14 protein-coding genes are annotated in these 12,566 nt (G+C 42.1%); 11 read left to right on the top strand and 3 right to left on the bottom strand.

Translation table 11 applies throughout. The annotated features are described in order from the left end of the window. The first annotated feature begins 65 nt into the window (after positions 1-65). From mlaF to murA, 7 genes are all read left to right on the top strand, one after another. Positions 66-869, top strand: coding sequence for a phospholipid ABC transporter ATP-binding protein MlaF (gene mlaF, locus M1E96_RS16965; RefSeq protein ID WP_070928941.1), 804 nt, complete (start codon positions 66-68; stop codon positions 867-869). A gap of 6 nt (positions 870-875) precedes the next feature. Then, positions 876-1,658, top strand: a complete 783-nt coding sequence (mlaE, locus tag M1E96_RS16960; RefSeq protein WP_140180931.1) for a lipid asymmetry maintenance ABC transporter permease subunit MlaE — start codon at positions 876-878, stop codon at positions 1,656-1,658. Positions 1,659-1,661: 3 nt separating this feature from the next. Continuing rightward, on the top strand, positions 1,662-2,186 hold the full coding sequence (gene mlaD, locus M1E96_RS16955) for an outer membrane lipid asymmetry maintenance protein MlaD (protein WP_140180929.1): 525 nt from the start codon (positions 1,662-1,664) through the stop codon (positions 2,184-2,186). 34 nt (positions 2,187-2,220) lie between these two features. Then, on the top strand, positions 2,221-2,847 hold the full coding sequence (gene mlaC / locus M1E96_RS16950) for a phospholipid-binding protein MlaC (RefSeq protein ID WP_070928939.1): 627 nt from the start codon (positions 2,221-2,223) through the stop codon (positions 2,845-2,847). A gap of 4 nt (positions 2,848-2,851) precedes the next feature. After that, positions 2,852-3,142 (top strand): lipid asymmetry maintenance protein MlaB, encoded by a 291-nt coding sequence (gene mlaB / locus M1E96_RS16945; RefSeq protein WP_070928938.1) that lies wholly within the window; start codon positions 2,852-2,854, stop codon positions 3,140-3,142. A 138-nt stretch (positions 3,143-3,280) separates the two neighbouring features. Beyond that, positions 3,281-3,535, top strand: coding sequence for a BolA family iron metabolism protein IbaG (gene ibaG / locus M1E96_RS16940; protein WP_070928937.1), 255 nt, complete (start codon positions 3,281-3,283; stop codon positions 3,533-3,535). Between the two features lie 51 nt (positions 3,536-3,586). Next, positions 3,587-4,849 carry a UDP-N-acetylglucosamine 1-carboxyvinyltransferase gene (gene murA / locus M1E96_RS16935; RefSeq protein ID WP_272580714.1) on the top strand — a complete coding sequence of 421 codons (1,263 nt, stop codon included), beginning with the start codon at positions 3,587-3,589 and terminating at the stop codon, positions 4,847-4,849. Positions 4,850-4,923: 74 nt separating this feature from the next. Here the strand turns inward: murA and degS are convergent, their stop codons facing one another. From degS to zapG, 3 genes are all read right to left on the bottom strand, one after another. Next, positions 4,924-5,988: an outer membrane-stress sensor serine endopeptidase DegS gene (gene degS, locus M1E96_RS16930; protein WP_272580713.1), complete on the bottom strand. Its 1,065-nt coding sequence runs from the start codon at positions 5,986-5,988 to the stop codon at positions 4,924-4,926. A 309-nt stretch (positions 5,989-6,297) separates the two neighbouring features. Further along, positions 6,298-7,692 (bottom strand): Do family serine endopeptidase, encoded by a 1,395-nt coding sequence (locus M1E96_RS16925; protein WP_272580744.1) that lies wholly within the window; start codon positions 7,690-7,692, stop codon positions 6,298-6,300. Positions 7,693-8,042: 350 nt separating this feature from the next. Next, complete coding sequence (gene zapG, locus M1E96_RS16920) at positions 8,043-8,447, bottom strand: Z-ring associated protein ZapG (RefSeq protein ID WP_070928933.1); 405 nt, start codon at positions 8,445-8,447, stop codon at positions 8,043-8,045. A gap of 352 nt (positions 8,448-8,799) precedes the next feature. Between zapG and zapE the strand changes: the two genes are divergently transcribed. The 4 genes from zapE to sspA all read left to right on the top strand — a co-directional run bounded on the left by zapE (position 8,800) and on the right by sspA (position 12,560). Further along, positions 8,800-9,933 carry a cell division protein ZapE gene (zapE, locus tag M1E96_RS16915; protein ID WP_319067432.1) on the top strand — a complete coding sequence of 378 codons (1,134 nt, stop codon included), beginning with the start codon at positions 8,800-8,802 and terminating at the stop codon, positions 9,931-9,933. A gap of 417 nt (positions 9,934-10,350) precedes the next feature. After that, on the top strand, positions 10,351-10,779 hold the full coding sequence (gene rplM / locus M1E96_RS16910; protein WP_070928932.1) for a 50S ribosomal protein L13: 429 nt from the start codon (positions 10,351-10,353) through the stop codon (positions 10,777-10,779). A 15-nt stretch (positions 10,780-10,794) separates the two neighbouring features. Further along, positions 10,795-11,187 (top strand): 30S ribosomal protein S9, encoded by a 393-nt coding sequence (gene rpsI / locus M1E96_RS16905; protein ID WP_004258235.1) that lies wholly within the window; start codon positions 10,795-10,797, stop codon positions 11,185-11,187. A 731-nt stretch (positions 11,188-11,918) separates the two neighbouring features. Next, a complete protein-coding gene (gene sspA, locus M1E96_RS16900) occupies positions 11,919-12,560 on the top strand; it encodes a stringent starvation protein SspA (protein WP_070929018.1) in 642 nt (213 codons plus the stop codon). Positions 12,561-12,566: the final 6 nt, after the last annotated feature.

Genomic DNA, 12,566 nt, shown 5'->3' with positions numbered 1-12,566 from the left:
AGGTAAAATCGCGTGTTTAGCGCTTCAAAAAGATAATATTTATGATGTGGTGAGCTATCAAACAAATGCAAGCACAGACAGACAACTTAATCGAAGTACGTGACATGTGTTTTACCCGCGGCAATAGGAAAATATTTGAAAATATTAACCTTTCTGTACCGCGCGGTAAAATAACCGCCATTATGGGGCCATCAGGGATTGGTAAAACCACCTTGTTGCGTCTTATTGGTGGACAGTTACGCCCAAACCAAGGGGAAATTTGGTTTGATGGTGATAATATCCCCAGCTTATCACGCTCAAAACTGTATCAGTCACGTAAAAAAATGAGCATGTTGTTTCAGTCAGGTGCTTTGTTTACTGATATGGATGTGTTCAATAACGTCGCGTTTCCGTTACGTGAACATACCAAATTGCCTGAATCACTGATCCATACGACCGTGATGATGAAACTCGAAGCTGTTGGGTTACGTGGCGCTGCCCGCTTAATGCCTTCTGAATTATCTGGTGGAATGGCAAGACGCGCTGCACTAGCGAGAGCGATAGCACTTGACCCTGATTTGATCATGTTTGATGAGCCATTTGTGGGGCAAGATCCCATCACAATGGGTGTTTTAGTTAAATTGATTGATGAGCTAAATCAGGCATTAGGTGTGACTTGTGTGGTGGTCTCTCACGATGTCCCTGAAGTGCTTAGTATTGCTGATAAAGCCTATATTGTGGCTCAACAGCACGTAATAGCAAAAGGAACAGGGGATGAATTACGCGATAACCAAGATCCCCGTGTTAGGCAGTTTTTAGATGGTATTGCTGACGGGCCGGTACCATTCCGTTTCCCCGCCAATGATTATCTGGCTGATTTATTAGGGTAAAATAACATGATAGTAGAGGCAATCGCTGCCTTCGGACGTCGGTGGATTGAAATTTTTGCAGCTTTTGGGCGTGCGGGCTATATGTTGCTGCGTTCACTCATTGGTAAGCCTGAATTCTCCAAACAATGGCCGTTGTTAATTAAACAGTTGTATGCAGTTGGCGTACAATCATTGTTGATTGTCGCAGTATCAGGGCTATTTATTGGGATGGTACTGGGGCTACAAGGCTATTTAGTATTAACCACATTTAGTGCCGAAGCGAGTCTTGGCATGATGGTGGCATTATCACTGCTACGTGAATTAGGCCCTGTAGTGACGGCATTATTGTTCGCTGGGCGAGCGGGATCAGCACTGACGGCCGAAATAGGCTTGATGAAAGCAACAGAACAAATTTCTAGCCTTGAAATGATGGCAGTTGACCCACTTCGACGGGTTATTGCCCCACGTTTCTGGGCTGGTTTTATTAGCATGCCATTGTTATCGCTAATATTTGTGGCAGTGGGGATCCTTGGCGGTGCATTGGTTGGCGTTGATTGGAAAGGGATTGATGAGGGCTTCTTTTGGTCTTCTATGCAATCTTCTATTGATTGGCGCATGGATATAGTGAACTGCTTTATCAAGAGCCTAGTGTTTGCATTTACGGTGACTTGGATTGCTTTGTTCAATGGTTATGATGCGATCCCAACATCGGAGGGGATTAGCCAAGCCACAACACGAACCGTGGTTCATGCTTCTTTATCGGTTCTAGGTCTAGATTTTGTACTTACCGCACTGATGTTTGGGAACTAAGTCATGCAAAGTAAAAAAAGTGAAATATGGGTTGGTTGTTTTATGTTGCTGGCAATTGCAGCAATTATTTTCCTATGCCTAAAAGTGGCTGATTTAAAATCGATTGGTAGCCAATCTACCTATCAAGTATCTGCCTCTTTTGAAAATATTGGTGGCTTGAAAGAAGGTTCTCCGGTGAAAGTCGGCGGGGTAGTGATTGGACGAATCGCGAGTATTACCTTGAATAAAGACAACTATGTTCCCGATGTGAAAATTGATTTGCTTAGTGAATATGACAATATTCCAGATTCAAGTTCGTTATCTATCCGTACATCTGGTTTATTAGGTGAGCAATACATAGCGATGAATATTGGTCCAGAAGGTGAAGAGCTAGGTATTGAAACGTTGAAAGATGGGGGCCGCATTGAGGACACTAAACCTGCGATGGTATTAGAAGATTTGATTGGGCAGTTCCTGTACAAGAGTGGCGATAGCCAAGGGGCTGCATCTGAGTCGGCTACAGCACCTGACGCGCCTGCTGCGCATTGATTCGACATTAACACGAATTTAGAAGGAAGAAATTATGTTTAAGCGCTTAATGATGATAGCAATGCTAGCGATTGCACCATTTGCAATGGCGATAGATCAAACCAATCCATATAAGCTAATGGATGAAGCTGCCGAGAAAACCTTTACCCGATTAAAGAATGAGCAGCCGCAAATTCGTAAAGATCCTAATTATCTAAGAACGATTGTTCGTGAAGAATTGCTGCCATATGTGCAAATTAAATATGCAGGAGCTTTGGTCTTAGGTACATATTACAAGAGCGCGACACCTGCACAGCGTGATGCTTACTTCACCGCTTTTGAAGCCTACCTTGAACAAGTTTATGGCCAAGCCCTTGCGATGTATCATGGTCAAACTTATCAAATCGCACCGGAGCAGCCGATTGGTGATAAAAACATCGTTGCTATCCGTGTCACTATTCTTGATCCTAACGGTCGTCCACCAGTACGCCTTGATTTCCAATGGCGTAAAAATAGCAAAACAGGTCACTGGCAGGCTTATGACATGATCGCTGAAGGCGTTAGCATGATCACGACTAAACAAAACGAGTGGGGTGATATTCTACGGAAGCAGGGCATTGATGGCTTAACAAAACAGCTAGAAATAAATGCTAAAGCCCCAATCACACTGGAAGAGAATTAATTTAATGAGCCAAGCACTGTTGTGGGAAGTATCACAATCAACTTTGCGTTTATCAGGCACGCTAGGCAGAGAGTCATTATTGGCGTTTTGGGAACAACGTGAGTCACTTGTTGCTCAAACTGAACAAATTGATGTTTCTGGCTTAGAGCATGTTGATTCAACGGGTTTAGCCATGTTAGTGCGCCTCAAAGGTGAATTTGCAACTCAAAAACGTTCACTCAATATCATTGGTATGAGTGATAACTTAACGACACTAATGGAACTCTATGGGGTTAAATCATTACTGTTAAGTTAAGTCAATTTATGTAAAAAAGGGCGCCTCTGCGTGTTTTTGTGCACCGGAGGCGTTTTCTTTGGTTTAAGAATGGCGATGGATCCTTTAGGATAGACGTCTATTTATGTCAGTAAGCGAAAATTATAAATTGAGTCATATATGGAAACCAACGAAATAAAGCAAGTATTGATGGATAAGCTATCTCTGGATGAGGTGATTGTTAATGGTGATGGCAGCCACTTTCAGGTTATTGCCGTCGGCACCATGTTTGAAAATATGAGCAGAGTTAAGCAGCAGCAAGCTGTTTATGCACCGTTAATGGAGTATATTGCGGACAACCGCATTCATGCTCTGTCTATTAAGGCGTATACCCCCGCAGAGTGGGCGCGTGATCGCAAGCTAAACGGTTTTTGATAATAAAACCCGCGAACAGTATTTAAATTATAAAAATACGAGAGTAACCGAATGGATAAATTTTTAGTTAAAGGCCCTACCCGTATAGAGGGTGAGGTAACAATTTCAGGTGCGAAAAATGCCGCACTACCAATTCTGTTCGCTGCGTTGCTGGCTGAAGAACCAGTAGAAATACAAAATGTACCTAAACTTAGGGACATTGACACGACGATCAAGCTTTTGAACCAATTAGGCACTAAAGTGGAGCGTAATGGCTCAATTTTTGTTGATGCCACTAATGTTACAGAATACTGTGCTCCTTACGATTTGGTGAAAACCATGCGTGCTTCTATTTGGGCATTGGCACCTTTAGTTGCTCGTTTTGGACATGGTGAAGTTTCATTACCCGGCGGCTGTGCAATTGGTGCGCGTCCTGTTGATTTACACATCTCAGGACTTGAGCAGCTAGGTGCGCATATTGTTTTAGAAGACGGTTATGTGAAAGCGACCGTTAAAGGCCGTTTGAAAGGCGCTTGCATTGTGATGGATAAAGTCAGCGTTGGGGCTACCGTTTCAATTATGACGGCGGCAACTTTAGCGGAAGGCACAACCACTATCGAAAATGCGGCTCGTGAGCCTGAAATTGAAGATACGGCGAACTTTTTAAATACTCTAGGCGCTAAAATCACAGGTGCGGGCACAGACCGTATCGTGATTGAAGGTGTTGAGCGTTTAGGCGGCGGTACTTATCGTGTGCTACCTGACCGTATCGAAACAGGCACCTTCTTAATAGCCGCCGCCGTCTCGAAAGGAAAAGTAGTTTGCCGCAATGCATGTCCTGATACCCTAGATGCTGTGTTAGCAAAATTGCGTGAAGCAGGTGCAAAAATTGAAGTCGGAGAAGACTGGATCAGCTTGGATATGGAAGGTAAGCGCCCTAAAGCAGTTACTTTACGTACGGCACCACATCCAGGTTTTCCAACGGATATGCAAGCTCAATTCAGCTTATTGAACCTTGTTGCTGAAGGTGCTGGGATGATCACTGAAACGATTTTTGAAAACCGTTTTATGCATATTCCAGAGCTTATCCGTATGGGGGCGCACGCTGAAATTGAAAGTAATACCGTATTGTGCCATGGCGTTGAGAAACTGACCGGTGCACAAGTGATGGCAACAGACTTGCGTGCTTCTGCTAGTTTGGTGATTGCTGGGTGTATTGCTGAAGGTACCACGACAGTCGACCGTATCTATCATATCGACCGTGGCTACGAGCACATTGAAGATAAGCTTCGTGGTTTAGGGGCGAATATCCAGCGAGTGAAATCGGAAGATTAAGCAATTTGATTTTCTGAGTTAAAAACAAAAAAGTTGTTCCATAGTGAACAACTTTTTTGATCTTGGAGCGCAGGTTATCCCGCAGGCTCTTCAGGAAGCTCTTCAATGATGACATTAATATCTTTGACTTCACCATTACGTAAGATTTTGACAGAAGCTCTGCTACCGGGGCGAATTTCAGCGACTAAGTCCATTGTTTCGGCGGCGGAAACTGCGGGTTTACCATCGACAGATAAAATAATATCACCTTGATAAATGCCTGCTTTAGCGGCTGGCCCATTAGCAGCAACTTGGAAAACACGCAAACCTTGGATCTGATCGATATTGTTATTATTGGTTCTAATTTGCGGTAGTTCACGTGCGGTGATCCCAATGTAACCACGGATCACTCGGCCATCACGGATCAATTTTTCCATGATCTTGGTGGCAAGAGCAGTCGGTATAGCAAAACTGAGACCTTCAGAACTGAAGCCTTGGCCTGCACTAAATGAAAGCGTATTAATTCCTACAAGTTCACCTTCGCTGTTAATCAATGCCCCACCTGAGTTGCCTGAATTAATTGATGCATCAGTTTGTAGAAAATTTTGTCGGCGAGTAGAGCTTAAGCCGACTCTTCCTGTCGCACTAATGATCCCTTGTGTGACGGTTTGACCTATGTTGTATGGGTTACCAATCGCCAGTACGACATCGCCGACGTGGGTAATGCGTAACTTATTAATTGGGATCACAGGAAGATTTTCAGCTTCGATTTTTAGCACGGCTAGATCAGTTAACGCATCTGAGCCAACTAGCAAGGCATCAAAGATAGAGCCATCTTGAAGTGCAACGAGGATTTGGTCTGGATTATCAACAACATGTTTGTTGGTGATAATATAGCCATTTGAGCTCATGATCACACCTGAACCGAGGGATTTCAGCTCGCGGCCAGACTGCGAGAAACTCCCTTTAGAGCTGCTGTAGACATATACAACAGCAGGCGCTGCTTTGCGAACCGCTTTGTTGTAACTGACGGGTTCACTATCTATTTTACCGTAAAGCAAGTCTGCTAGCCCTTGGGGACGTAAAGAGGGAACCGCAACAATAATAATTAAGGCGGTTAATAGGCCTAACATGGCTGCCCAGAGAAGCTTTTTGACCATAGATATCGAATTTCAGCTTGTTAATAAAGGGAACTTGAGCATAGCATAAAAAAACAGGTACAGCAGTGGGTACTGTACCTGTTGTACTCCTTTATACGCATCATACTTCGAGTCGCAGCGTTATTGACGTCGCTTATTTGTCGCCTAGCTGCGACTCGAACAATTTAGCGTTTATACTCGTTATACTTCAAGTTGCAGGGTTGTTGACTACACTCAGCGAGTCGAGTCATAGAGTTTATCTAGGCTCCCCGCCTATCTTCACTTGTCGCCTACCTGCATCTCGAATTATTTAGAGTATATAAGGCAAAATTAGTTTTTCATCAGCAAGTACAGTGTTTCACCACCACGTAGTACTTTCATTGCCAGAACAGGTGGTTTACCTTCAATCACTTTGCGGAACTGTTCAATATTTTCAACACGAACATCGTTCACACCAAAGATCAAGTCACCTTTAACTAAACCGACTGCGGCAGCAGGGGATTTAGGCGCTACGCTGTCAATTTGCACACCTTTAGTGTTGTTGATGGTCGCATTAGATAATGTTGCACCAAGTAGCGACTCACTCAATTTTTCTGCTTTTGTTGCTTCGCCTTCGTCATTTTCTAAAACGACTTTAACATCCAATGGTTTACCTGAGCGGATCAGACCAATGGTGATTTCTTTACCAATTTGGCTCGTACCAATTTTGGCTCTTAATTCAGCGAAACTATTGATGCGTTTACCATCAACAGATACTAATACGTCACCTGATTTGATACCGGCTTTAGCAGCAGAAGACTTAGGCAATACTTCACTAACGAATGCGCCACGTTGCGCATCGATATTGAATGCTTTAGCGATATCGGAATTCATTTCAGTACCTTTGATACCTAAAATGCCGCGTTTCACTTCGCCATGCTTGATAAGCTGCTCACTGAGGTTTTTCGCCATATTACTTGGGATAGCGAAACCGATACCGATATTACCGCCACCCGGCGCTAATATTGCAGTATTAATACCGATCAATTCACCATTGAGGTTAACCAGCGCACCACCTGAGTTACCACGGTTAATTGAAGCATCTGTCTGGATAAAGTTCTCTAACCCTTCAAGGTTTAGACCACTACGACCTAGCGCTGAAATAATCCCAGAAGTTGCAGTTTGGCCTAAACCAAATGGGTTACCAACCGCAACAGCGAAATCACCAACACGTAATTTATCAGAATCAGCCATGCTAACCGCGGTTAGATTTTTGATATCTTTTGCATTGCTGATTTTTAGTAGGGCAATGTCAGTTTGTGCGTCTTTACCAATCAGTTTAACGTCAATTTCACGTCCATCATTTAACTGAATTTGGATTTTATCCGCGCCATCAATAACATGGTTATTGGTTAGGATATAGCCTTGTGCTGCATCAATGATGACACCAGAACCTAAACCTTCAAATGGTCTAACACTTTGTTGTTGTGAAGGAACATTTGGGCCAAAAAAGAATTTCAGCTCTTCAGGGATCTGTTGGTTTTGTACTCGAGTACCTGACACATGGATATTAACAACAGCAGGCAGAACTTTTTCCAACATAGGTGCCAAGCTAGGCATATTCTGGCTTTGTGCGGTCGCAGGTAATGTTGCTGGTAAAGCCGCACTGCTTACAGAAGGTAATACTGAAAGGGATAACCCTAGACTCATTGCCGCAGCAGTGAGAAAGAAATTTTTTCTTTTCATCATTCCGTAGATTCTCTCAAGAATAAAACTTATCAGGTTGTAGCTGAGCTACACTAATCACGATATTTGCTGATAACTATGACCATGGATTATGCGCAAAAGTTCAGATAACGGATAGTGAATATCCATTCTTTTACATCTATTTACATGACATGTTGATGGGGTTTTAATTTCTATACATTTTTGAAATAAAAAGAAATATTTCAAATGAAATCATATCGCGTTGACTATATTTAATCGATGATTTTATAGCATTAAATATGTTGTTTTTATGTATATGGAAAACGATATTTGGTATTGAATTACTGAGCTATTCACCAGTAAGTGGAGCTACTGGTGAATAGAATAGATTACTTCTCTTTTTCGTCGATAGGACGAAATAGGCCTGATGCACCATCAGAGTAATCTCTTGGTGGCATTTTGACTGGCGCTTGATCATTATCAGCCTCTGACTCTGTTAGGCGATAATTAAACGGATTATCTTGCGCTGGCATATCTGGCATCAGTTCAGAAGAGCTTTGTGCCATATGTTGATATAGCTGACGGTAGTCACGGGCCATATTATCAAGTAGCTCAGCACTGCGAGCAAAGTGGCCAACGAGCTCTTTACGATACTCTTCTAGTTCCGTGCTTTTTTTGTCTAATTCAGCTTGTGCTGTCTTTTGTTGGCGAAGTTTTGGGTTTCCATAACGAACGACTAATGCGCCGATAATGAAACCAATAACTAGTCCAATTAGTGCATACTCCCAGGTCATGCTGACTCCTTCGTTTACTTCACTGTTCGCAGAAATTAAGCTTGGCTATTTATTATTATACCTGTTAACGAGTGGAATACTAAGGCAAAATTTCTTACTCTTTTATATTCGTCATTCTTCAAGATGTAGGGCTTTCCGTTAGGGGATGGTAGCGCCCCTCAGCTAGCTGATTCACAGAGTTTATCTATGCTCGCGGTCTCTTTTGGCTAGCCGCCTACCTGCATCTCAAATGATATCGAGTACAGTACTCGTTAACTAAACGTTAAATAATAAATGAATCTGGTTATAATGGAGCCAGTGTATACCATATAACGGTAAAAAAACCGAAAATTTTTTAAGGATTATTCAGTTAATGTCGCCGATGACCCCCATTATGCGCTATCAACAAGCCCTTGCTGAAGGTAACTATCAGCCTGATGACGTACAGAAGCGTGCTGTTGAACGTTTAAATGAAATTTATCTACAGTTGGTCGCAACATCCTCTTCAAATGAACAAAATGAGAAGCCTTCGGGTTTAAAGGAGCGTTTAGGTCGTTTGCTAGGTAAAAAACATGTCAATACACAAGAGCCTGTGAAAGGGCTATATATGTGGGGTGGCGTAGGGCGTGGTAAAACGTGGCTGATGGATATGTTCTATGAAAGCTTACCGGGTGACCGCAAACTGCGTTTGCACTTTCATCGATTTATGAAAAAAGTCCAAGAAGACTTGATGGCTTTGCAAGGGCAAGAAAACCCATTAGATATCATTGCCGATGAATTTAAAAAGCAAACCGATATTTTGTGTTTTGATGAATTTTTTGTTTCTGACATTACGGATGCCATGATATTAGGCACCTTACTTGAAGGGTTATTTGCGCGTGGTATCGCATTAGTCGCCACATCAAATATTATCCCTGATGATCTTTACAGAAATGGCTTGCAACGTGCCCGTTTTTTACCTGCGATTGAGCAAATTAAAAAATATTGTGAAGTCATGAATGTTGATGCAGGCGTTGACTACCGTTTACGTACATTGACCCAAGCGCATCTTTATCTTTATCCAATTAATGATGAAAGTCGTCAGCATTTAAATGAAACCTTTATTAAATTAGCGGGTAAGCAGGGGCAACAAAATCCTGTTTTGGATGTAAACCACCGTAAAATGCAGGCGATAAGCTCCGCAGAAGGCGTGTTAGCGATTAGCTTTAAAGCGCTTTGTGAAGAACCTCGTAGTCAAAATGACTATATCTATCTGTCGAATTGCTATCATACCGTTTTGTTGTATGACGTCCCCGCTCTAGGCGTTAAAGAAGAAAACTCGGCTCGACGCTTTCTCGCCCTCGTTGATGAGTTTTATGAGCGTAAAGTAAAGCTGATTATTAATGCGCAAGTGCCTATGAAACAGATTTATCAAGGTAGTTTGCTTACGTTCGAATACCAGCGTTGCTTATCACGTTTGCAAGAGATGCAAAGTGAAGAATATTTAACAATACCGCATTTATCTTAAATGATATACTCGTCATACTTCAAGTTGCAGCGGTGTTGACTACATTCAGCTAGCCGAGACACATAGTTTATCTATGTTCCCCGACTATCTTCACTTGTCGCCTACCTGCAACTCGAATTATTTAGAGTATTTTAGAGTATATAGAATATAGAGATGATCGGTATTTGTACAAAAAGGCAGCGAATCTTCTTAATGTAATGAAAAAAATGTGTTTGGGGGTCGATTTTTGTTGCTGACTTCTCTATAATCTTGCGACCCCACGTTACAGCGATATTTTTTATTTCCCAAGAAATTTCGCATAATGCCGGCTAGGCTGCTCGAAGGGGTGGGTTTGCTGGACAAGAGTCGTGTGAACCTCACAAAGTTTATGAACATGAGTGTTCACCAACGTGTAACTTTAATATTGGGTAAGTTTTAATGAAAACTTTTACAGCTAAACCAGAAACCGTAAAACGCGACTGGTATGTTGTTGATGCAGATGGCAAAACTTTAGGCCGTCTTGCAACTGAAATTGCTAGCCGTCTGCGCGGTAAGCATAAAGCGGAATATACTCCGCATGTGGATACTGGTGATTACATCATCGTTCTGAATGCAGAAAAAATTGCTGTTACCGGCAAAAAACGCGAAGACAAAATCTACTATCGCCACACTGGCCATGTAGGTGGGATCAAGCAAGCAACTTTCGAAGAAATGATTGCTCGCAATCCTGAGCGTGTGCTTGAAATCGCGGTTAAAGGCATGTTGCCAAAAGGACCTCTGGGTCGTGCAATGTACCGTAAACTGAAAGTTTACGCAGGTAATGAGCACAACCACGCGGCTCAACAGCCGCAAGTTCTTGACATTTAATCGGGATTATAAGCAATGGCTGAAAATCAATACTACGGCACTGGTCGCCGCAAAAGCTCATCTGCTCGTGTCTTTATTAAGCCGGGTAGCGGTAACATCACAATCAATCAGCGTACACTGGAACAATACTTTGGTCGCGAAACTGCGCGCATGGTAGTTCGTCAGCCGCTAGAGTTGGTTGAAATGTTGGAAAAACTGGATCTGTACATCACTGTTAAAGGTGGTGGTATTTCAGGTCAAGCTGGCGCAATCCGTCACGGTATCACTCGTGCACTGATGGCTTATGATGAGACTCTTCGTTCTGATCTGCGTAAAGCTGGTTTTGTTACCCGTGATGCGCGTTCTGTTGAACGTAAGAAAGTGGGTCTGCGTAAAGCACGTCGTCGTCCACAGTTCTCCAAACGTTAATTTATTGCCTTTTGGGCATAAAATTGATGAAAAAACCCGTCTTTATGGCGGGTTTTTTATTGGCTGTAATTTATGATTATTAAGCTCAGTAAGTAATACACTCTATCTATGCGTCTCACCTCTTCATCTTGAAAGAATGATTGGTTTCTAGATAATATTTTTGGCACATAAATGCGTTAGTAATGCTTTGCGTAAGTGATACTTTGATCCAGAATTAAAATTCTTCGAGAGTATTTCTGATAGTGTCACATGACTGAAAACACGATCGTGCATAATTCAATGGAGGAACAAATTAACCGCTAGGTTATGCAACGGCAATTTTACTTGTGCAGTGTTAAAAAATTAAATAAAAAGGGAATATAATTAAGAGAAGGTTATTTTTATCTATACTGTCTAGATAATCCATGACAACCTTGGAGCCTTGTTTAGGGTTTTTAGACTGAATGATTTTATATTTTTAGTGTAATAGTCTAAAATGTGGTTATCGATATAAATTAAGTAATATTTAGTTATGATTTTTTCATCTGTGTCACCCTAAGTTGTACAAAATCTGCTAGAATATGCGACTGCTTTTTATTTTCTAATTTCTCGCTGTATTAATGCGAGAGGGTTGTGCTGGCTTTCATTAAGGATAAATGAAGGTTTTGGCACAGGGGATTTTAATGGGCAAACAGGTAATGATTGCAAATCAGTTACAGTTTAGCTCATTTTTATGCAACTTGGAGGTTTTAATGGCTGTCGCTCCTAATAAACGTTCGGTAATGACATTATTTTCAGGCCCAACCGACATTTTTAGTCATCAAGTCCGTATTGTTTTGGCTGAAAAAGGGGTTAGCGTTGAGATTGAGCATGTCGAACAAGGTCATCTGCCTCAAGACCTGATTGATCTAAACCCATACCAGAGTGTGCCTACTCTTGTTGATCGTGATCTGACCCTATATGACCCACATATTATCATGGAATATCTTGATGAGCGTTTCCCTCATCCTCCATTGATGCCTGTCTATCCGGTTGCGCGCGGTACAAGTCGCCAACTGATGCATCGTATAGAAAAAGATTGGTACTCTTTGATGAGCAAAATTGAGAAGGGTACTGCACAAGAAGCGGATAATGCACGTCGCCAATTGGCTGAAGAACTCATCGCTGTTTCTCCTGTTTTTGCTGAAATGCCTTTCTTTATGAGTGATGAATTCAGCTTAGTTGATTGTTATTTAGCGCCACTATTATGGCGTTTGCCAGTACTTGGTATTGAGCTAAAACCATCTAGCAGCAAACATCTGCAAATGTATATGCAGCGCGTTTTCGAACGTGATGCATTCTTAGCTTCATTAACTGAATTAGAACGCGAAATGCGTCTTTCGGCACGAGGCTAAGTGGCA

It is taken from the genome of Providencia sp. PROV236 (genome assembly GCF_033676985.1).
Classification (GTDB): Bacteria; Pseudomonadota; Gammaproteobacteria; order Enterobacterales; family Enterobacteriaceae; genus Providencia; species Providencia manganoxydans.
This window is presented reverse-complemented; position numbering and strand designations above follow the sequence as displayed.